This window comes from Citrobacter sp. XT1-2-2 (assembly GCF_023516235.1).
Lineage (GTDB): Bacteria > Pseudomonadota > Gammaproteobacteria > Enterobacterales > Enterobacteriaceae > Citrobacter > Citrobacter werkmanii.
The window spans coordinates 3,876,586-3,898,695 of the sequence record NZ_CP097324.1 but is presented as its reverse complement, the minus strand read 5'-3'; the positions used below and the strand labels follow the sequence as shown (position 1 = coordinate 3,898,695).

Sequence of the window (22,110 nt, the reverse complement as noted above, 5' to 3'; positions counted from 1 at the left end):
TCGGACCCTTTTGATAGCAATGGAGTTGTTGCAATGAAAAAGGATGCTACCCGTTCAGGGCTGCGCTATCTGATGGTGCTGCTAGTCCTGCTCCTTCCCGTTGCCATGTCATGGGCCAGCGTCACCATTGTAGGCAGTCGGATTATCTATCCGTCGACCATACCCTCTGTCGATGTACAGCTAAAAAATAACGATGACTTTCCCTACGTCGTACAAACCTGGTTTGACAATGGTGATATGCGTATTGGGCCAGAGAATGCGAGCGGCATTCCTTTTATCGCTACGCCGCCGGTATTTCGTATCCAGCCAAAAGCAGGGCAGGTGGTGCGCGTGGTGTACAGCCAGAGTAAAGCGTTACCGAACGATCGTGAATCTGTCTTCTGGTTCAACGCGTTGCAAGTACCGCCGGCCAATATTGGCGGCCGTCAGCAGAATAAAGTGCTGGTGATGTTACGCACGCGGATAAAACTTTTTTACCGGCCGGAAGGGATTGGTTCACCGGGCAATCTGGCTAAAAAGCTGCACGTTACCGTGGTGCGTAATGCCCGAAAAGGTGCCGGTATTGTCATCAGCAACCCGCAGCCATGGTATGCGTCCCTCAGCAACCTGAGCGTGACGGCAAGTGGTGTATCACGTCAGCTCAATGTCGAAATGATTCCACCTTTCTCCAGCCGTACTTTCTGGATACCTGGGAAATTCAGCGCCAACTCGCTTAACGGTACCGTCATCGTGACGTTGGTTAACGACCAGGGAGCAAGGATAAGCGAGCGTTATCATGTCGCCGAAGGTTAAATTCTGTCGCAAAAATATCTTCGTTATCTTAGCCGTAGTCTGCTCCGGTCAGGCATTTGGCGAAGAATACTATTTTGATCCTTCTCTTCTACAGGGGACGGCTTACGGACAAGGTATGGCGAGCGTTAACGGTCCCGGCACGCCCGCCGGAGAGTATCTGGTTGATGTTATGGTCAATGGCTCGCTGCTAAAATCCGGCGCAAAGATACGCTTTAATCCAGTCAATGGTGGACAACGCACGGAGCCTTGCCTTCCGTTCTCGCTGATGCAGGCTGCTCGGGTAAAATCGCTCCCGGATAAAGCACCTCCAAATAGCTGTCGTCCGCTAAGGGAATGGGTATCCCGAGGCGAATGGCAATTTGATAGCGCGACGCTACAGCTCAGGCTTACGCTGCCGATGAACGAGTTGATGCACAGGCCGCGCGGCTATCTTCCGCCTTCGCAGTGGGACAGCGGCGCATTGGCTCTGTTTTTACGCCATAACACTAACTGGACCCACACTGACAACACCAGCCAGCACTTCCGCTACCAGTATTTGTGGAGCGGTATCAACATTGGCAGCAACATCGGACTGTGGCAGCTCCGCCATCAGGGTAACCTGCGCTATGCCGACAGCAATCAGAGCGGAAGCGACTGGCATTACAATCGCGTACGCAGTTGGGTGCAGCGACCACTCGCCGCAATCGACAGCATCCTGACGTTTGGCGATAACTACACTGACTCCAGTTTATTCGGTAGCTTGTCGTTTAATGGCATGAAACTCGCCACGGATGAGCGCATGTGGCCGCAGGGTAAACGCGGCTATGCGCCTGAAGTACGCGGCGTGGCGGCAAGCAGCGCGCGGGTGGTCGTCAAACAGCTGGACAAAGTGATCTATGAAACCCATGTTCCGCCTGGACCGTTCTCTATTGACGATCTTTACAACACCCGTTATCAGGGAGATTTGCAGGTTGAAGTGATTGAGGCTAACGGAAAAGTATCGCGTTTTACCGTGCCTTATTCTGCGGTTCCCGACTCAGTACGACCAGGCAACTGGCACTACTCTTTCGCTCTTGGCAAGGTCCGCCAATATTACCGCATCGACAACCGCTTTCTTGAGGGGACGCTGCAGCACGGGGTGAATAATAACCTCACTCTTAACCTCGGATCGCGGCTGGCGCATGATTATCAGGCCTGGCTGGTCGGCGGCGTATGGGCGACCCGCTTCGGCGCATTTGGTATGAACGCCACCTGGTCTGGTGCGCGAGTGGAGCATAATGACCGCCAGCAGGGCTGGCGTACGGAACTGAGCTATAGCAAGACTTTTTCCACTGGTACTAATCTGGTGCTGGCGGCCTATCGCTACTCAACCGGTGGATTCCGCGATTTGGAGGATGTATTTGGCGTACGCCGACAGGAGCAAAACGGCATTGATTACTACTCTGATACGCTGCATCAACGTCAACGCCTTTCTGCGACCGTCAGCCAGCCCTTAGGCCATTCAGGTACGCTCAATCTCAGCGCCAGTACCGCTGATTACTACCATAATCAGTCGCGGATCACGCAGTTGCAGCTAGGCTACAGCAACCAGTGGCGAAAAGTGAGTTATGGATTCAACCTCGCCAGGCAGCGTTCCACCTGGGACTATGGCCGCTTCTACCGCAGCGTTAACGAACCGCAGGATCTGAGCCAGCGGCAAAAATATACCGAGACGACGCTGTCTTTTACTCTCTCCATTCCCTTTGACTGGGGTGACAGCCCGACATCCGTGGCGATGAACTATAACCAGTCGCGCGCGAATCACTCTTCAACCCTGTCGATGACCGGGACCCGTGGCGAGCAGAGCGAACTCTCCTGGTCTGTTTATGGCGGCTATGAACGCTATCGCAATGGGGATGAAGGGGCATCGACGACTTTCGGCGGTAATTTTCAGCAAAACACCCGTTTTGGCGCGCTGCGTGCGGGCTACGACCAGGGAAAGGACTATCGGCAGGTGGCACTGGGCTCCTCCGGGACCCTGGTGCTGCATTCCGGTGGCGTGACGCTCGGTCCTTACGCCAGCGACACCTTTGCATTAATTCACGCCGATGGCGCGCAGGGCGCAGTCGTCCAGAACGGTCAGGGAGCGGTAATCGACAGTTTCGGTTACGCCATTTTACCTGCGCTATCTCCGTATCGTCGCAACAACGTCTCTCTCGATACTCGCCAGATGCGCAGCGATGCTGAACTGACGGGGGGAAGCCAACAAGTTGTTCCCTATGCCGGCGCGATCGCGCGGGTGAACTTCTCCACAATTACCGGCAAAGCGGTGCTTATCGCGGTGAAAATGGCGGATGGCGGCGTTCCGCCGATGGGGGCCGAGGTCATTAACAGCGAAGGAGCTGTCATTGGGATGGTCGGGCAGGGTGGGCAGGTTTATGCCCGTATCAGCACTCCTTCAGGCTCATTGCTGGTGCGTTGGGGAAAAGGGACCGATCGACGTTGCCATGTGCCCTACCAGTTCGATCTGCATTCGCCTGAAAACGTGATTTATCTTACAACGACCTGCGAGAGGGAATAGTCTCATGTGTTATCTTCGCCAAACGCTGCTACTTGCTGCTACCCTGCTTTTCAGCACTGCGCCCTGGGCTAACTGCGTTAAAGTGACGGATAATAGTTTCCTTTCTGAGGCGGCGATTAAAGCAGGCTATACCGCACGCTACTGGCGCGGTGCCTTTGATGACAATATCGGTCATCTTGGTCTGCCGTCAGTCATTAGCGTTAGCGCGAATAATAAGTTCCAGCCTTCCGGCACCGTGCTTGCCAGTACGGTGGGTAATTTCCTCACTGCAGGCGTTCAGACGCCCTATACGGCAAAGCAGGTGCTTTACCGCTGTGATTTGCAGGACGCCGGGAAGCTGTATGAATTGTATTCAACCAACGGCGATAACTACTTTGTTGGTGGAAGTCGGGCGAAAGAAGTGGAGGGAGCCTACTATGACGCGGAACGTAACGTCGCGGTACGCATGACGAATTTGAGTACCGGCGAATACTATAGCCGTTTCTGGAAGCAGCGCCAGCTTACTGCGGATAGTTGGTTTCAGGACGATCGCGCAATTTATATTCCCGCAGGCGCATTTAGTAATGTCCTGTATGAGATGATTAAAATCGCCGCCTCAGGTCCCTATGTTTTTGGCGACAGAATTAACAAAGACACCTATAACCAGCCGCGCGGCTATATCGCATTCAAGGGGCCTGGCTTACTGACCTCTGCTATTCAACCCGGTATGGATCATGCTTCAAGTTATTATGGTTGGCCAGAATCCTGGCCCGGTGCGTGGAGTAGCTACAATCAGGTCACCTATATTCGCGGCGCAGCCTGCTCCATTGAAGATTATCCCGCGACGGTGCTGCTTCCTACCATTACAACGGAGGCGCTCTCTTCTGGCGAAAGCAGCGAAGCGCCTTTCAGTATAACGCTTGAGTGCGAGGCTGGCGCGGTGTCCTCGACTCATCCCACCACTAGTGTCGCTAACGTAGCCATGGGTTTTTTAGTCAATCAGCCTGGCGCTGTGGCCGCCGCGCGCCGCCTTGGCCTGACGACCACCGGCGGTGGATTGACCTGGTTACTGGACACGCATTATGGCGAAAAGGGCGTGGCTTCCGGAGTAGGAATACGGATTTACGATGAGGGCGGTGCGCCGCTTAACCTTTTGCCGGACAAAATGAGTACCGGAACGGGCAACGCCCGTGGCTGGTATGGATATAAGGAACTCACCGTACTAACGAGTAAAAAAGACCGCGGTTCAGTGGAGGTCTGGCACGGTGATTTTACCGCCTCCCTTGAGGCGCTCGCTGGACAACCGGTAACGGTAGGGAGCGTGAATGCGCAGTTACAGGCAGTGGTTAGTTTTCAGTAAGGCGGTATTAGCGCTGCTGTTGCTGGCAGGCGTCATTTCTGCGCCGTTTGCTGCGGTTAACGTTGACCGAACCCGGCTCGTATTCGCCTCTAACGATATTGCCCAGTCGCTGACGCTCGCAAACGACAGCGTAACGCCAATGCTGTTACAAATCTGGACCGACGCCGGAGAAATAGCTTCTTCCCCCGATAGCACCCGTACGCCGCTGGTAGTATTGCCGCCCGTCTTTAAGATGCAGCCGGATGAGTTGAGAACACTTCGCGTGATGCTGAGCTCACGGCGCAGTCTGCCAGAGGATCGGGAGAGCCTGTTCTGGCTCAACATTTACCAGATACCGCCTGAACTGAGCGCGACGAAAAGCGCCAGCCGCAAGCTAGTGTTACCCCTACGGCTGCGGTTGAAGGTATTTATTCGTCCGACCGGCTTAAAGGCGCCCACCGCCAATGATGAACAGAAACTGCGCTTCAGCATCACTTCGCAGGGCATCACGATAACCAACCCAACGCCGTGGTATATGAGCCTGACAGTAACGACAACAAAGGGAATCAGGATCGATAACATCATGCTCGCGCCGTATGAGCGGCGAGATGTCGTACTTTCTCAGGCTCCAGGCGTGGGGGCAACGTTAAACTATGCGGTGATGAACGATTCAGGTAACTGGCGGACCTATACCGCAACAATTATGCATAATGAGATTTGAACGCTGTTTTTCACGGATATCCATCCCCACACTGAGGCATTTTTCCATCGTACATTCATTCTTCAGGCCGGACTGAATATCGACAATAATAAGTTCAATAGCCATGCGGGTTTCACTGAGGATTTTATTAACCGGACTACCAATGGTCTTAGTGGCATTGTAAGCCGGAAAGATGAGGCTGACGTCGATTTTATTCTTCATCTTTCCGCGCCGTGATGGCCTCATTATCTGGTTTACCAGGCAAGTGTATGCAAGATAATCGTTTTGATAGATCAGCTTTTCGATATTGATCGTTAGCGCCGATCGATAAGCGATGTATTGATGCGATACTATGCCTTCACAATACAGTAAAGCTGATCTCTGCCAGTACCGAATCGCCGATAAAGATTTCTTTAGACTACGTTCGCGTAATAGATAAACGCGAGCTTGTTGCCGTCCGGATCGCGTACGTAGGCGCTGTAAAATCCCTGACCATACTGCGGCCTGTGACCCGGCGCGCCTTCATCTGTGCCGCCCAGGCTGAGCGCGAGGGTGTGTAACTGCTCAATATGCTCGACGGAACGTGCATTCAGCGCCACCATCGTGCCATTACCAACGCTGGCAGGTTGTCGATCGAAGGGGCTGCCGATACACAGTCCAACGGTGTGGTTGCCGTTGAATGTTCCCCACGACGCCCCTTCTTCATTACGCCCGGCCTGCGGTTGCCCAAGCAGTTCCATTAGCGGATCGTAAAACTGAATGGCGCGTGGGAGATTGTTGGTACCTAACATAATGTAAGAAAACATACTGTCCCTCATATTCATGATGCCAGAAGGCTCAGTGGTTATCCGCCTTATGCGCCCAGGCGGGCATCGCTGTAAGATAACGCTTAGCACGTATACGCGCCTCTTCCGGGCCGACCTTTTGCCATGAGTCGAGAAACGCCGCCAGACCTGCAACGGCTTCATCCCAGGATTTCAAATTACCGTCGGCATCACTACACCAGGTGCAATATTGATTGCTGGCAACGTTGGCATCACTACCGGAGATTGGCATTCCGCAGGCCTGGCAAAACCGTTCATGCTCTGTCATACAACGTTCCTTTTGTTAGAGGGGTGGTTAATAAATATACACCCAATGACGAGAGAACTTAGGGGGCTAGATCAATTGTTGAGCGCTCGCGACAACTCGCAAGGGGGCGCTGACCGCACTGCCGGATATCGAAACGCTGAATGCTTTTATTACGCAATGTCATCTACCGGACTACGAAATAAAAGACCTTTAAGCATGATAACGGCGAGCTAAATAATTTTAGCTCTCTAAGATTTTTGTGAATGTCCCCGCATCCTCATCGGATGGCGGGGATTTTTACTTTATTTTTGCAGGAAGATTAAACTGTAATACGCTTCAACCCCACTATCGCTTTTTCGAGGTAGGCGCGTGGACATCCCATGTTCAGGCGAATAAAACCTTTGCCAGCCGAACCAAAGCTATTTCCCATGGAAGGCGCAATACCGGCAACATCAAGCATAACCCCTTTGAGTTGCTCATCATCCAGTCCAAGCGCTTTGCAATCGATCCACAGCAGATACGTACCCTGGGAAGGAACAACCCGAGCCCACGGGAGATATTCATTAATCTGTTGAATAAACCAGCGTCGATTTTCAGCCAGATAATCTAGTAACTCGTCTAACCAGGGCGCGCCATGCTGCCATGCTGCCGTACTTGCCTCGACGGATAGCGCATTGAACACATCCAGCCCATGGGCATCCAGACGGCGTAAAAAGTGTTCACGCAATGCCGGTGCCGGTATCAGAAAATTAGCAATGCGTAGTGTCGACAAACCAAATGTTTTACTGGCGGAGGTGGCAGAGATAACGCGCGAATGCCAGCGCGCTCCCAGATGCAGAACTGAAGTAAATTTTTCCCCTGGCAGTAATAAATCAGCCCATATTTCATCAGACAGCAACGTAACATTATAGGTCTCACATAAGGTGAGTAACTGTTCCAGCTCCTGCGCAGACCAACAACGGCCGGTTGGGTTATGCGGATTACATAAAATCATCAACGGTGGGCGTTCAGTCCGGAATAACATTTCCAGGTGCACAAAATCCATTTGATAACCCGTAACCGGATCCTCAGATAATGGGTTTTCCAGGAGCTGCCTGCCGTTCAGAGAGATAATTTTGGCGAATGAGCCGTAGTACGGCCCCTGAACGACCACGCCTTCACCGGGTTGACTCAGCATTTGCACCAGTAGAGATAACCCCGGAACGACACCTTCAATGCTGCAGACCCATTCCTGCTTTATTTCCAGTTGATGGCGGGTGGAGAACCATGAGTTTAATGAATCAAAGTAACTTTGTGGGCGTTCGCTGTAACCAAAAATGCCGTGCCCGACGCGGAGTGTTAAAGCCTCCTGAACGGCAGGGGGGCAAGCAAAGTCAAAGTCAGAAACCCACATTGGCAACAGTTCATGTGTATCTTCGCCGAAATATCGCGTCATAAAGTCCCATTTCAGCGAACCGGTATTGTGGCGATCGATAACCTTATTAAAATCCATTACATGCTCTCCCTATTCTGTTGCCGTAATTTTTTTAGCTGTACCTGCCGCTGATGGCGCTTTTGCGATACCGATTCCTGTAAAACCATAAATCAAGGCGAAGAAGATTGCGGCATAGCACTGAATTGCCCATGGCAGTAAATCCAGCGTGCTCACGCCTAATGTCGTTGCCATATAGACTCCGGCAGAGGTCCACGGCAATAGCGGTTCAATAACTGTGCCCGCATCTTCAATAGTGCGGGATAGATTTTTAGTATCCAGTCCCATACGACGGTAAGCGTCTTTAAATAATTCAGCTGGAACCAGAAGAGCGAGTTTGCCGTCGCTTGTCGCACCTGTCACCAGAATGGTGGTTCCAATGGTCGCCGCAATTAGCTGACCGACACTGTGAATGACGGTCAACAGGCGGTTAATAAGAATGTTGAGCGCCCCCGTTAACGTTAAAGCCCCGGCAAAAGAGAATGCGCAAAATACCAGAAGGATAGTGCTCATCATTGAGAACATTCCACCACGGTTAAGCAGGCGTGGTACATCCGCAATAATGCCCTCGCTCCCTTGCGGGAACATCGTAATATTAAAGCCATCGATAAAGGCATCCAGTCCTTGCTTGATGCTAAGTCCCTGCATCACAACGCCCAGAATCAGGGCTAATACGCACGCGCTCAGCATTAAAGGAATGACCGGTTTTTTACGAATCGCCCCCCATAAAACGATTACTGGCGGCAAAATCAGAATGATATTGAAGTGGTACAGCGACTCCAGTGCGTTGACAATATCGGTCACCCGTTGTGGCGTGGCGACCTCGCCCAGCATATTGCTGTGGCCCGCAATTAAATAAACCACGGCTGCAAGCAGAAAGCTGGGAATTGTGGTCCACAATAAGTGCTGAATATGCTCGAAAAGGGTAGTATCTGCGACAATGGCCGCAAAGTTAGTTGAGTCTGACAGAGGCGATATCTTGTCGCCGAAGTAAGCACCTGAAACAACGGCTCCCGCAGCCGCTGCCATCGAGACATCCAGTCCGGCGGCAACCCCCATCAATGCTACGCCCACCGTTCCGGCTGAACCCCAGGAGGTTCCGGTACATACGGATACGACGCTGGTCAAAAAGAAGGCGGCGATGAGAATGTATTCGGGGCTGATGAGTTTAAGTCCCCAGTACACCATATAAGGGATGGTGCCGCTAAACATCCATGTTCCAATCAGGCCGCCAACGCAGATAAGAATCATAATAACCGGCATTGCTTTGGCGAGTTTATCGACCACCGAATTAATGATGTCTTCCCAGCAATACCCTTGCCACCAGGCCATCCCTGCGGCGACAGCGGCAGAGCACAGTAACAAAGGTTCAATGCGTAACCCCATAATGCCGTAGCCAATAATTAATAGCAGGAGCATGGCTAAAATAGGGATCGCTGCCAGTCCAAATGAGAGCGTTTTTTTCTGATTTTGAGAGGCATTCATTCATGAATCTCCAGTCTGTAAGGTCGTTCAAGAGTAGAGAACACCCTTAGGCCTGACTGTGATCGTTCATTGGCCCTCATGTAAGCGATTACATGAGAACGTTAAACTTGAAGTCGATCACAATTCAGGGGCTTGACGATTTACGCATTGATGACGGGGGGAAGAACAGAATCGCGGATCACCAGATCCGCAGTGAAGCTATTCACACTGGGACGCTGGGTTGCGCCCTTAAAAAGCTGTATCGCCAGGTGCGAAGCACAGCGCGCCATCCGTTCAACGGGGTAATGCATTGTTGTCAGCGCGGGATAGAGATAGCGCGCCATCACCACATCATCGAACCCAACGATTGAAAGCTGCTGTGGAAGGGTAATTCCTTGTTGATGAAGGATGCGCATAATCCCGGCGGCCATCACATCATTAAATGTCACCGCTGCGGTGAAAGGGATGCCGCAATTTAGCAACTGATGCGCAGCGCGTTCGCCCCCCTCTTCATTGAAGGGGACGCTAATAACCCAGTTTTTATCTGGCGTAATGCCATATTCGGCCAGCGCCAGCTGATAGCCTTCCAGCCGCTCACGACGATCGATAATCGGTAAATCACTTGTCACGCAGGCAATACAACGGTGTCCTTGTTCCAGTAGATGTAGCGTGGCTGTTTTAGCTGCTTGACTATTTTCCAGCCATACGCAGCGATTGGCCATCCCGGCAATATAGCGATTCACGACGACCATGGCCGGGAAATGCGCGGCATATCGCAACAGTTCTTTTTCGGAGAGCCTACTGGCATGGACCACAATAGCTTCACAGCCCTGGTTGATCAGGAAATCGAGCCCGGATTTTTCCATTCCTTCATCGTGGCCACCGCTGCATACCATCAGCCGAAATTGCTGCTGGCGTGATACTTCTTCCACGCCTCGGGCAAGTCTGGCAAAAAAAGGATCGGCAAGATTGCCGGTCAATAACCCGAGCATGTCCCCGCTGCGTTTCGCTAATGCAATTGCGGCGGCATTGCGATGATAATTCAGCTCGCGCATAGCTTTTTCAACACGCTCACGCGTCACGGGTTCAACCCATGCAGTTTGATTAATAACGCGTGAAACGGTTGCAGTGGATACTCTTGCTAACTCTGCAACATCCTTTATCGTTGCCATACCGGCTCTTTACCTTATTGATGCTTGAGAATTTGCTTATCACTGGTTTTTATTTGGAAAATTAACTATTGGATTTTATTTATCATGAGTTCATCTGACGTCTAGATTTGCATCAATGCCAGTTTAACGGCAAGCCCGGCAAACGCAACAGCAAAGAAACGCAATACCCAACGTTGCACAGCAGCATTAGCAACCACATGCTGGCGTATGCTGGCTGCACTAATTCCATATACGGTAAATACAAAGAAAGTCATAACCATAAAAATCAGGCTCATCTCCATCATCTGAGAAACAGGTGAGATCTCACCTTTAATAACGAACTGCGGTAAGAATGCCAGGAAAAACATGGAGAGTTTGGGGTTGAGTAGATTGATAAGTATCGCTGAGGTTATAACTTGCCTTAAACTCTGTTTTTTAGTTTTACTAGCCATATTCAGATTTTTATTTTCATTAAGCGTTTTCCATGCCATATAAAGCAGATATGCTACGCCCAAATATTTAATTATCTGAAGGGCCATTTCACTAGTATGCAGTATTGCAGCCAGTCCTGTAATAACTGTTAATATGTGCGGAACAATACCCAGCGTGCAACCCAATGCAGCAATTATACTTACGCGAGCACCATCTGAAATGCCCGTGGCGACAGTATAGAGTACGCCAGTCCCTGGAGATGCCACGATAATGAGAGTGGTAAGGAGAAACTCAAGCGTCATAATGAATTTCCCCCACAGACTTTTACTTCGGACTCGATGTAACGGGGCAACTGAGTCTGCGCAGTGAGGTTGGTACGGGAAATAATGCCATCTGCATGAATTATTCCAGTGTAGAGTCGTTCAACATGATTACGAATGATGGGAGGGTAGAATAGTGACATTGGCAAATCTCTCTTCCGGAATGTTTCCAGCAGCATGCCGAGTGTCACGATTGGTGTATTGAATAAAATTGCAGCTTACTTTATCGCAGCAGCATAGGCGCCGGGCGTTATGCCATAAGTACGAACAAAAAGTCGCGTCATATGACTTTGATCTGCAAAACCGGCGGTATAGGAGGCATCAGTAAGAGGCATTCCTCCAGCGATAAGCTGCCTCGCCTTTTGCAGTCTCCGCTGGATAAGATAAGCATGTGGAGTAAGCCCTGTGACTGTAGAAAAAGCGCGTAGTAGCTGAAACTGACTCACGCCTCCCAGAGCTGAAAGCTCATGGAGTGATAACGGTAATGAGGGGTCATCATCAATACGCTCCTTTGCCAGGATAATTGATTTTGGTACGCCTTTTTTCTCAATACGCGGGCTTGCGAGTAAGCCTGCCAGTAAAAAGAGCAGGGTTTCTTCCTGTTCAATTTCGCTGTGCCCGCCGCGGGAATCCGTCAGAATTCGAAAGAGTGTCGAGAAATGGGCCGCAGGCTCACGATTACGAAATACTGGGCTGGATAGCTCAACGCAGCCAGAGCGACTTTCCGTCAGAACTTGCATGGCGCCGGACAAAACGGTGGGGTCGAAATAGAGCATGCGCCACGACCTGCTTTCTGTTCCCAAAGGTGAGCCATCATGGACTTCACCAGGATTAACGGTGATCACATTCCCCACTACAGCTTCTACCCTACCGCGCCCGCTCATCGAAACCTGAGCTCCACGAACGATTAAGCCAATGCCGAACTGATCATGAGTATGACGCCCAAACCGGAAGGACGTATCGGCAGATACCGCATGGACACCTGCCATCCCACATCGAAGGGTTGTGAAACGTTCTTTCTTCATCGAATTAAGACCGGGGTGATGAGTTATCAGTACATCCTCTGAGTATATCTACTCAGAGGCTAATCTTTGATTTTTTTTAAACTGAATGATTAACGTCTGTGAAAAGTATTATTTCTCTCACATACGATATTCAATCATCCCACTCTTTTTGGCAACCCAGTCATACAGTCTTTGTCCACGCAGGTTGGTTTCATGCGTGTGCCAGTATAATCTTGACGCATGGTTTTTTTGGGCTTGCTTTTGAACATACTCGATCAGCTGTTTACCGATATGTTGACCGCGCACTTCTTCGCTAACAAATAGATCTTCGAGATAGCAATAGTTTGATTCTGCCCAGGTTGAACGGTGAAAAACATAATGCACCAGGCCCACAATTTTACCATCATATTTGGCAACTGCACAATAAACTGGTTCGTCTGGCGTCAGAAAACGCTCCCATGTTAATTTCGTTACTTCATCTGAAATTTTAGTACGATAAAATGTTTGGTAGTTTATCCATAAAGGAAGCCAGCTGGAGTAATCTTCTTGTTCTGCAGCTGCAATAGTAATAGTATTTTTGCTATTCATATATTTCTCCTGATATTGTATAAGAATAATGTCTCAGGAGTATGATCCTAGGGGCTTTATAAACTCTGGTAAAGAGACACTTTTTACCTATTGATAGGATCCACTTTTAGCATAAAGGTTAATACAATGAAGAAAAATAATGCACCTTTATTTCAAGGATTTGTTTTAGGAAAAGGTGTCGTGAAGGAACAGGTTTATCATGCTCTTCGTGAGCACATTCTTGCAGGCCGATTACCAACAGGAACAAAGATGCCTTCAACCCGGGCGTTGTCCGAGATGATGGCAATTTCACGAAATTCAGTGATTGCCGGTTATGACAGGCTATTAGATGAAGGGTATATTTTGACCCGGAAAGGGTCTGGAACCTATGTTGCGCACAATATTCCGGATCGGAGTATCAGCAATAGCTATCCAATGATAGCGCCGGGGGAAGTCGTCGCGCCTGATGAACAGGTAAATGGCCAAAATAATCCTGTGCGCGATTTATGGTCAAATGAGTATGAAGGGCGCGGCATGAACCGTCTATTTGCGGTTGGTGTTGGCTGTACGGATCTCTTCCCGCACGCACTATGGGGCAAATTACTGCAACGGGTCTGGAGACAATCCCGGCACCAATTGGGGGGCCACACTCACCCTTGCGGATACTTTCCTTTGAGAAAAGCGGTTTGTCGTTACATCAAAACAACGCGTGGAGTGAACTGTAACGAAGAGCAGATAATCATCGTAAATGGTATCCAACAAGCATTGAACATTACCGCACGAGCGCTGCTGTCGACAGGCCATGAAGTTTGGCTGGATGAACCGGGTTACAAAGGCGCACGAGGGGCTTTTATGTCTGTTGGCGCAATTGTGAGGCCGGTACCGGTAGACAGCGAAGGAATGAACGTCCGCTATGGTATTGATCATTTCCCTGACGCTAAGCTGGCCTATGTTGTCCCGTCGGATCAATATCCATTAAGTGGAACATTGAGTTTATCCCGGCGTTTTGAGCTGTTGGAATGGGCGAAGTCAAACCAGGCATGGATATTTGAAGATGATTATAATAGCGAGTTCCGCTATGCCGATCGCTCTTTACAGGCATTGCAGGGATTAGATGATAATCAACGGGTTATTTATGCCGGTACATTTTCGAAAATGATGTATCCAGAATTCCGTTTAGGTTTTTTAGTTGTCCCGCCAGGTTTACAAGAACAGATTATGGTGACGAAATATTTTACAGATCTCGGCACCAGCTATCTTGAGCAGGCAATGATGGCGAGTTTTATTGAGGATGGGCATTATGCCAGTCATGTGCGTCGAATTCGCAAGACGTGTTATGAAAGAAGAACTGCGCTGGTCAATGCTATTCAAGAATACCTTGCTGATAAAATGATTGTTCAGCCTTCTGACTCTGGCGTTCATATTGTGTGCTGGCTACAAAACGGATTGATCGGAAATGATGTCGAGGAAAAAGCCAGAGCACTGGGGATGGGAATACTATCACTGAGCCGTTATTACCAGGGAGATATCAGCCGACAGGGGATTTTGATTGGTTTTGCAAATCACCCGGCAGAGGCACTTGTTGATGGGATACGTCGTCTGGCTCAGGTTATTTAAATAATAATTTGTTCAGAACGTCTTAATGTTGTTTGCCATGCAAAGTATGGTTATGAAGCGTACTGCGAAGCGAGCGATTTTCGTGACTAGACATATCTGGCGGCATGGCCTTTTGAAACTTTTGACGCCTTCCTGAATGATGTAAAAAACATGCAAGAACAGACAGAACCGAGGCATTGATGGTGAGTACCTGACACCGCGACCGGCCTACGATATGTGGCTCAATGAGCGTAATTTCGATAACCTGAGACGGCAGATTAAACGTCCTGGTGAGCTGATGGAAAGGAGCAGGTTTGAGGTCATTTAAAGGCGACTCCCCAATATAGCCTTCAGGGGAGTACCATTTCGACTGAAATGAGGGTTTTCACTGAAAATGCTCACCTATGTCAATCTCATGATCAAGCATCTGAATAAGAAATAGTAGATTTCGGCTATCTTCTTTTTTGGCGCGGTTAGCTGGAAGCTCCTTTTTTTGATTGCGTTTATCATCTGGTTTGTATTGTTGTAATATAGATTTCACAAAAACACCACGATAAACATCATAGCTACTTGTTCCCATTCCTAAATGATGGAATCCTTTGAGTTTATATAAACTTACTGTTTTTATATTAATGCTTAATGTTTGCGCAATTTTTTTCACTGATAAACCACATGCCAGCAAGAGTAATACTCTTCTCGGTTGCTTTCCTATTCCATAATTTGAAAGAGTCTGGTAAATATAGCTATTGACATGATAAATTAAATCATCAGTATTTGATGGAATAGGGTGACGATATTTTTTAATAATATCAGAGCTATCAATTTTTGAAATGATAAGGCTTGATAACATCGTGATGATTTGTTTTGGTGTTTTATGCATATATTCAATAAATTCAATATCTGTAGGGACAAAATAGAATGGAACTACGCGATCGGCATAGTTAAATTTTTGACCGAAAAATAGTATTCGTCGTTGCTGTAGATGAGGAGATAATCTGGATAATAACAGAATACTCTCATGTGGAAGTATTCCAAGAATTACTGGCGCAGTGGTATACACCTCCAATAATTCTACGAGTGATTGTGGTGAGAAGCAGGTCTTAATCTGGGTATCGGGAAATAGCTGGCTATACAACTCCTCGATTGCATAAGTTTCAGGCCATTGTAGTGCATATACGATCAGAAATTCGCTATAGCTAATATTATTCATCTTCTCCCCCCATTTTTGTATTCCGCATTATGACAAGGGTATGCCATATATCGTTGTTACCCGACATACCATTCCCAACTCGTGAACGATAAGATCCCATAATAGTTCTCCGGGGTTTTGCATTTGATGGGGGCGACTTTTTTATCTTGTTCTTCACTGATTCGATTATGACGCGTTCCACCCATATTTCATTACATGGATGGCGCATTCCTGGCTGTATCTGCTGTCGTGATCGAAAATGAATAGAGTTAGGGCGACTTATTATATATGATAACTGGAAAGAGGCCCTTCGTTTAGGCATCGCAAAAGCCTTAGCAATGTCGTTGCGATTCACCCATTTTTTTTGTTGCTGACACCATAGAGCAATAATTATGTATAGTGGTTGCTTTGAGTATTGTGAAACGCTGTCAGGTATAATTGCATTGTGATAGTTTTTATTTCTGAGTGATTCGTTTTTCATGCTATTATCCTATTTAAGACAGCGAGAGTGTTTAAAACGTTATAATTTGTTAAGTTTTTATATTGACTGATTTTTGGGTAGGGTTATATTAATGGGGTTGGATGTAAACATTTGTTTTAAGTCAATATCCAGGTTTTGTTCGCTATGTTCTGTTGTGTCTGTACTTATGCTATCAATTAAATGGCGAATAATAACGTACAAAACTGGCATGCAATAGATGTCACCCTTCATACCTTCTTTTACTATTATCCTGCCACTTGTTCTAAAGCAACTAAAAAGAAGTTGTCCATTAAATTGATTATTAATTAAATCAATAATCAATTTAATTTCAAATTTATTATTATCTGGAGAGAGTAATACTTCCATTAGCTTTAATAATCGATTTATTTTTCTGTCACCAATAATTTTTCTCCACTGATTGAATTTGCCAACATTCATATCGCTTAATTGCATTTTTGAACGATGTAATACTTCTGCCCAAAACGTTTCCAGCTGTTTCTGTTGGATATTATTCATCAGTACACCATGAACCGTGTGCATTAAAAATTAAAATGTTTTTTCCATAAATTGTCCTGATAACAGTGTGGATAATATTAAAAGCAAAAAATATCAATCGGTAAAAGCAAAAAATATCAATCGATAAGATAGGCAATATACATCAAAAAGATAGATACAGGCTCCAGTGATTCTTACAAATAATTTAGTCATAGAAATCCCGTCACAAAAGGCCTCTGCATGGGTGGGTTACTGTGTCTGTAGTTTTTTAGCCAAGGCTGTAATGGCTGGTTTCATCAGTAATAGAGATAGATAGTGTATTAAAGGAAATATGATGATTTTTCCTATGTCATTGTTTTGTAACTGTATTTTGTTTATTTTTTATTGATTTCTGACGTGATGCTTAGCACTTTACTCGTTATTGTCGATCGTAAAGATCGATTTTACTTGTTGTAAGCATTATATAAAAAATGATTAGGCTTTTTAGCAATGCTAGGAAGTGACGGTTGGTTGATAGCCAGGTTTTTCACAAACTGAACTACGCTCCCTGTTGACCGATAAGCAGAACAGTATGTCGGGTTTTATCTGTCTAAATTGCCTAAATGAACGGACTGAAAAATGAATAAAGTAAACAAGTTAATCTTATCGGCCTGCGTTGCTGGCAGTATGGTAAATGGTGCATGGGCAGCGGCCCCAGTTGGTGCTGATTATGGACATGGTACCCTGCACTTTACGGGAAGCGTGATTAACTCTCCATGCAGTATTGCTCCGGGAGACGAGGATATAGACGTTCCATTAGGTCAGGTTGCCAACAAAGTTTTAGAAGCTGGTGCTGGTTATTCTCTCACACAGCCAATCACAATTCATCTGCAAAACTGTGATCTAACTGCACATACGGGCGTAAGCAGCGGTACTGGTACCGTCGACTATCCTTCATTCTCTAAAGTCACCGTTCAGTTTGCAGGATCTGCAGATGCTAACAATGCCGAGTTGTATGCAAACACGGGTACCGCCCAGGGCGTAGGTATTCGTCTGATGGATACTATGGCGGGAAATGTTCCACTATTAGCGAATGCTACTTCGGCTGAGCATGGCCTGACATCTGGCGATAATTTACTGAAATTCGGTGCGCGTCTGGAAAAAAATGGTCAGGCTGTTGTAACGGGGACAGTTGCTGCTGATGTTACTTATGCATTGAATTACAAGTAATCTCTATCGATACAAAATCCAGACAAGACATTTATTCTAAATAATAGATATAAGATTATTGTATATGAGTATTAGACCTGCATATCTCGCATTGCTTCTGGCTATCTATTTTCCTGTGGTGAATGCACGGAGTGTTGAGTTTAATACTCATCTTTTAGATGCTGATAATAAGAAGAATGTCGATTTGTCAGCTTATTCTCAACAAGGTTATATTGCGCCTGGTGAATATATTTTAGATATTGTCCTTAATGGCCGAACGATTAAAGAGCAACAGATTGTTAATTTTTATTTAAATGATGATAAAAGTAACAGCTTTGCCTGTTTGACTCCGTCATTGATTGGACTGATAGCGTTCAAAAATGAAGTCAAAAATAATCTGTCCTTTTACCCTGGAACACAGTGTGTCAATCTTACTGCCTCCGACAGCAGTGTCGTTTATTCTCCTGATAACCAGACTCTATCTGTGACGGTGCCGCAGGCCTACCTTTTATATCAGGATGATGAATGGTCTCCGCCATCCCAGTGGGAGGACGGTGTCAACGGTTTTATTTTTGACTATAACCTGCTTGGCAACCGCTATATGCCACATCAAGGAGATGTAAGTAGCAATTACAGCTTATACGGTACGTCAGGATTGAATTTTGGCGCATGGCGCTTACGTTCTGATTACCAGTACACCACAACCAGGGGAAGTGGGGAAAATGAGTCATCACTGACTTTCCCGCAAACATACCTCTTTCGTCCTGTTCCTTCTCTCCAGGCCAGACTGGTGATGGGGCAAACATATCTGAACTCCGATATTTTTGATACGTTCCGTTTTAGCGGAGTGTCACTTACCAGCGATGAACGTATGCTGCCCCCGTCGTTACGTGGTTATGCGCCACAGATAACCGGAATAGCACAAACCCATGCCCAGGTCACTGTATCCCAGAATGGGCGTATTCTCTGGCAGTCTCAGGTACCAGCGGGTCCATTCGTTGTGCCTGGATTAAGTGAAACGGTCCGTGGAAATCTCGATGTTACCGTTCGGGAAGACAATGGGCAGGTACATACCTGGCAGGTGAATACAGCCAGCGTTCCGTTTCTTACCCGAAAAGGAAACGTTCAGTTTAAAACCGCGGCAGGTAAACCGCTGATCTACGCTGGCAGCAGCCACACCGTCGAGCCGTTTTTCTCAACCGGCGAGATGACGTGGGGAGCATTTAACAATACATCCCTTTATGGCGGCTTTATTGCTAGTGATGGTGATTATCGCGCACTGGCACTGGGGATCGGCGAAAATATGGGGGTATTTGGTGCCGCGTCATTTGATGTCACGCAGTCTGTAGCAAAGATACAAAACGAGTCTCAGCAAACGGGTTACAGCTATCGTTTTAATTACGCCAAAACCTTCGATAAAACGGGTAGTACAATCGCATTTGCCGGGTACCGTTTTTCTGAAAAAAGCTTTATGACGATGAGCCAGTATATAGACCGCTCGAATGGCTATGGCTCGTCACTGTCCGAAAAACAGAGCTATGTACTTACGTTTAACCAATCCATCAGCTCACTCGGGCTCAATGCTCTGTTCTCCGTGAGTCATCAGAATTACTGGAACAGTAATGTCAGTGAGAACTACACCGCTTCATTGAATAAGATCTTTAACCTAGGTCCTTTTCAGGGAGCAACCGCTTCACTTTCTTTGGGACGAAATCGCACATTACGTAATGAACAGGATAATCAAATTTATCTTTCACTAACCTTGCCCTGGGATACACAACGGCAGGTCAGCTACAGCATCCAGCATGATAGCAATGGACGTTTGAATCAGACCGCAACCCTCTATAACCGGCCATCGAATAAAACCTCCTGGAGCCTGGGGGTCGGTCAACAGCATGATGAAGGGCAGCAGGACGGTACGTCACTGAACGGAAATATTCAAACAATGACGCCATACGGTCAGGGTAATGCGAACTTCAGTATGCTGAGCCAGCAGTATAAGAGCTTATCCCTGAACTGGTATGGCTCTTTCACGGCTACGCGTTATGGCGCTGCGCTTCATCAAAATATGGCGGGAAATGAGCCGCGGTTGATGATTGATACCGGAGATGTGGCGGGGGTGCCTGTTGATAATGATAACGGTACGACAAACCGCTTTGGTATTGCGGTGGTACCGGCTGGTTCAAGCTATGAACGCTCAGACATTGCTGTTGATATTACCGCCCTGCCTACAGATGTTAACGTGTCGGGTAATGTCATTAGTAAAGTGCTGACTGAAGGGGCCATCGGATATAAGAAGATTATGGCTACGAAAGGCGGTCAGTTGATTGGAACTATACGACTGGCTGATGGTTCGTTTCCACCGCTCGGTACACAGGTAAAAAACCAGAAAGGTAGGGTACTGGGCATTATCGGTGATCAGGGTTTTACCTACCTTTCCGGTATCAGCCATGAAGATCGCAATAATGTCAGCGTCGCCTGGTCACAGGGGCAGTGCAAATTACAGCTTCCTGAACATTCGGACCTGACATCGGGCGTATTGTTATTACCCTGCCATTAATGGAGATGAGTTGTGTTATCTAAACGTGTTTATAAACTTTTGGCATCGCTTGCTGTTGGTCTTTTACTGGTAAGAGCAGGGACTACTAATGCGGCTGTAAATATTGACAGGACCCGAATCATCATGGATGGTTCTGATAAATCACTGGCAGTCACGTTAACTAATCAAAGTAAAACACAGCCTTATCTGGCACAGTCATGGATCGATGATGCCAATGGAAAACGCTCAGAATCATATTTACTGGCATTACCACCTTTACAGCGAATTGATGCGGGGAAAAAAACGCAGGTCAGAATTATGGCATTACCCGCTATTGCCTCTCTGGCTAAAGACCGGGAGACACTTTTCTACTTTAACGTCCGCGAAATCCCGCCGAAAAGCGACAAGGAAAATGTGCTGCAAATCGCCCTGCAGAGTCGTTTGAAGTTATTTTATCGTCCTGACGGCATAAAGAAAAAAGCCAGCGACCGCGTAGAGGAAAAAGTTACGGTAACACGTCAAAATGGTAAGCTGGTGCTTAATAATCCGACGCCCTACTATATTACCTTAGGGTATTTAGGTGCTGATAATAAAGGGAGCTTCCCTGGTTTTGACAGTATTATGATAGCACCACTCTCCTCGTTGGATTTTAACGTTAAATTTGGTGGTAACTCATTGAATGTAGGATATATAGATGACTTTGGCGGGCTTCACATAAATCCGTATCGCTGTGCGGAAATGCTGTGTGTTTTTGAAGGGAAGTAAACTTAAATTAAATGGGTATGCACAACTTTTTGGAGGGGGGGAAATGCCAAGACTTGCGTTGTTTTTATTAGTTTTCAGCAGTGGATATTTACCATTGTCGTTTGCTTATGCGGCAGGGTGTCAGTTCAATGGTTCAGCTCAAAATATTTTTCTTAGTGTGCCACAGATGTCTATTCCGGCTGATACACCAAATGGCACAGTACTTTACACATCGCCGAAGACATCTATTAATCTGAGTTGTGAAGGTGAGACTTATGGGCAATTCGTTACCGCAGTAACTACATCTGATTTTAATTCTTATCTGTCAAGAAAAAATGGAATTACAACAACAATATACATTGACGGTAAGCCTTATGATCGTCAACAAGAAAATGTGATCGGTTTTACTACGGCAACGGGAAATAGCTTTAAAAAAAATCTCTCAGTCTGGGTGGAAATAAAAGTAGATTCATCAAAAGGAAAAGTACCTCCTGAAGGAACATTATTGAACGGTTCTTTCCAATCAATATATTTTCTTGTTGATAATAATTATTTTCTTCAAAGATCGATAATATCAATCTCAACACCAGACATTACTTTTATACCTTGTACGATGGAGGTAGCTGTCTCTCCCAACACCATTGACTTTGGTGCAGTTAAAATCAGCGATATGGAAAAGGGAATGAAGCTGCAAAGGAAATTCACAACGTTAATTCAGAAGAGTAAAGGCTGTACCATTGCGGTCAGCGCGCCATTTGGTATCAATATGTACTTTGAACCAGCAGCTCCAGGGATTAATGCTGATGGATCTCTTAACTTAAATAACGGGTTAGGATTATCTATTTCAGATACATCTGGAAAATATATTCCTTTTAATACCGCATGGAAGATTGATGATGTAAAGGTAGACTCAATCCTGAAGAATTATTTCACCGCGAATTTACAAAAGATATCGGGTCAGGACGTTAAGACAGGGCCTTTTAGTGCGGACGTAGTGGTAAGGCTCAATTTTTACTGAGATTCCAGACATCTGGCTCAGAATACGCAAT

Annotated in this window: 21 protein-coding genes; 9 read left to right on the top strand and 12 right to left on the bottom strand. The window is 47.0% G+C overall.

The features are described 5' to 3' along the window. Positions 1-33 precede the first annotated feature (33 nt). Genes M4I31_RS18555 through M4I31_RS18540 form a run of 4 tightly spaced genes read left to right on the top strand, consistent with a single transcriptional unit; the run spans position 34 to position 5,370 of the window. A complete protein-coding gene (locus M4I31_RS18555; RefSeq protein WP_085047707.1) occupies positions 34-792 on the top strand; it encodes a fimbria/pilus periplasmic chaperone in 759 nt (252 codons plus the stop codon). Then, entirely contained in the window at positions 776-3,331 is a 2,556-nt protein-coding gene (locus M4I31_RS18550; protein ID WP_085047706.1) for a fimbrial outer membrane usher protein, read from the top strand. Before M4I31_RS18555 ends, M4I31_RS18550 begins: the two co-directional genes overlap by 17 nt. A 4-nt stretch (positions 3,332-3,335) precedes the next feature. Further along, entirely contained in the window at positions 3,336-4,670 is a 1,335-nt protein-coding gene (gene stbD, locus M4I31_RS18545; RefSeq protein WP_085047705.1) for a fimbrial usher protein StbD, read from the top strand. Then, positions 4,636-5,370 (top strand): fimbrial assembly chaperone, encoded by a 735-nt coding sequence (locus tag M4I31_RS18540; protein ID WP_085047704.1) that lies wholly within the window; start codon positions 4,636-4,638, stop codon positions 5,368-5,370. The genes stbD and M4I31_RS18540 overlap by 35 nt, the downstream gene beginning before the upstream one ends. Here M4I31_RS18540 and M4I31_RS18535 read toward each other — a convergent pair. The 9 genes from M4I31_RS18535 to M4I31_RS18495 form a co-directional block, all read right to left on the bottom strand. Continuing rightward, entirely contained in the window at positions 5,320-5,571 is a 252-nt protein-coding gene (locus M4I31_RS18535) for a glycosyltransferase (protein ID WP_233638874.1), read from the bottom strand. The genes M4I31_RS18540 and M4I31_RS18535 overlap by 51 nt on opposite strands. 191 nt (positions 5,572-5,762) lie before the next feature. Further along, positions 5,763-6,155 carry a VOC family protein gene (locus tag M4I31_RS18530; protein ID WP_085047703.1) on the bottom strand — a complete coding sequence of 131 codons (393 nt, stop codon included), beginning with the start codon at positions 6,153-6,155 and terminating at the stop codon, positions 5,763-5,765. A 31-nt stretch (positions 6,156-6,186) separates the two neighbouring features. Continuing rightward, positions 6,187-6,441 (bottom strand): zinc ribbon domain-containing protein, encoded by a 255-nt coding sequence (locus tag M4I31_RS18525; protein ID WP_038637880.1) that lies wholly within the window; start codon positions 6,439-6,441, stop codon positions 6,187-6,189. Between the two features lie 298 nt (positions 6,442-6,739). Next, positions 6,740-7,912 (bottom strand): MalY/PatB family protein, encoded by a 1,173-nt coding sequence (locus tag M4I31_RS18520; protein WP_085047702.1) that lies wholly within the window; start codon positions 7,910-7,912, stop codon positions 6,740-6,742. Between the two features lie 12 nt (positions 7,913-7,924). Continuing rightward, a complete protein-coding gene (gene nhaC / locus M4I31_RS18515; RefSeq protein WP_038637884.1) occupies positions 7,925-9,376 on the bottom strand; it encodes a Na+/H+ antiporter NhaC in 1,452 nt (483 codons plus the stop codon). A 140-nt stretch (positions 9,377-9,516) separates the two neighbouring features. Continuing rightward, positions 9,517-10,527 carry a LacI family DNA-binding transcriptional regulator gene (locus tag M4I31_RS18510; protein ID WP_038637887.1) on the bottom strand — a complete coding sequence of 337 codons (1,011 nt, stop codon included), beginning with the start codon at positions 10,525-10,527 and terminating at the stop codon, positions 9,517-9,519. Between the two features lie 101 nt (positions 10,528-10,628). Then, entirely contained in the window at positions 10,629-11,240 is a 612-nt protein-coding gene (locus tag M4I31_RS18505; RefSeq protein WP_085047701.1) for a LysE family translocator, read from the bottom strand. Between the two features lie 236 nt (positions 11,241-11,476). Continuing rightward, entirely contained in the window at positions 11,477-12,283 is an 807-nt protein-coding gene (locus M4I31_RS18500; protein ID WP_085047700.1) for an AraC family transcriptional regulator, read from the bottom strand. Between the two features lie 117 nt (positions 12,284-12,400). Continuing rightward, positions 12,401-12,850 carry a GNAT family N-acetyltransferase gene (locus tag M4I31_RS18495; protein ID WP_038637894.1) on the bottom strand — a complete coding sequence of 150 codons (450 nt, stop codon included), beginning with the start codon at positions 12,848-12,850 and terminating at the stop codon, positions 12,401-12,403. Positions 12,851-12,976: 126 nt separating this feature from the next. Between M4I31_RS18495 and M4I31_RS18490 the strand changes: the two genes are divergently transcribed. Continuing rightward, positions 12,977-14,446 (top strand): PLP-dependent aminotransferase family protein, encoded by a 1,470-nt coding sequence (locus M4I31_RS18490; RefSeq protein WP_085047699.1) that lies wholly within the window; start codon positions 12,977-12,979, stop codon positions 14,444-14,446. 364 nt (positions 14,447-14,810) lie between these two features. On the opposite strand, the gene M4I31_RS18485 is transcribed toward M4I31_RS18490, so the two are convergent. From M4I31_RS18485 to M4I31_RS18475, 3 genes are read right to left on the bottom strand one after another with little or no spacing between them, the layout of a single operon-like run. Next, positions 14,811-15,635, bottom strand: a complete 825-nt coding sequence (locus tag M4I31_RS18485; RefSeq protein WP_085047698.1) for a hypothetical protein — start codon at positions 15,633-15,635, stop codon at positions 14,811-14,813. Further along, on the bottom strand, positions 15,628-16,095 hold the full coding sequence (locus M4I31_RS18480) for a CaiF/GrlA family transcriptional regulator (protein ID WP_085047697.1): 468 nt from the start codon (positions 16,093-16,095) through the stop codon (positions 15,628-15,630). Before M4I31_RS18480 ends, M4I31_RS18485 begins: the two co-directional genes overlap by 8 nt. Positions 16,096-16,152: 57 nt before the next feature. Beyond that, positions 16,153-16,611: a hypothetical protein gene (locus M4I31_RS18475; RefSeq protein ID WP_223229535.1), complete on the bottom strand. Its 459-nt coding sequence runs from the start codon at positions 16,609-16,611 to the stop codon at positions 16,153-16,155. A gap of 597 nt (positions 16,612-17,208) precedes the next feature. Between M4I31_RS18475 and M4I31_RS18470 the strand changes: the two genes are divergently transcribed. From M4I31_RS18470 to M4I31_RS18455, 4 genes are all read left to right on the top strand, one after another. After that, positions 17,209-17,799: a fimbrial protein gene (locus M4I31_RS18470; protein WP_085047696.1), complete on the top strand. Its 591-nt coding sequence runs from the start codon at positions 17,209-17,211 to the stop codon at positions 17,797-17,799. 70 nt (positions 17,800-17,869) lie between these two features. Next, positions 17,870-20,338 (top strand): fimbria/pilus outer membrane usher protein, encoded by a 2,469-nt coding sequence (locus M4I31_RS18465; RefSeq protein ID WP_233638877.1) that lies wholly within the window; start codon positions 17,870-17,872, stop codon positions 20,336-20,338. Positions 20,339-20,350: 12 nt separating this feature from the next. Further along, the gene (locus M4I31_RS18460; RefSeq protein WP_085047694.1) at positions 20,351-21,082 is read left to right on the top strand and encodes a fimbria/pilus periplasmic chaperone; all 732 of its coding nucleotides are present in this window, start codon (positions 20,351-20,353) and stop codon (positions 21,080-21,082) included. Between the two features lie 43 nt (positions 21,083-21,125). Further along, complete coding sequence (locus M4I31_RS18455; RefSeq protein ID WP_161668145.1) at positions 21,126-22,079, top strand: fimbrial protein; 954 nt, start codon at positions 21,126-21,128, stop codon at positions 22,077-22,079. Positions 22,080-22,110 lie beyond the last annotated feature (31 nt).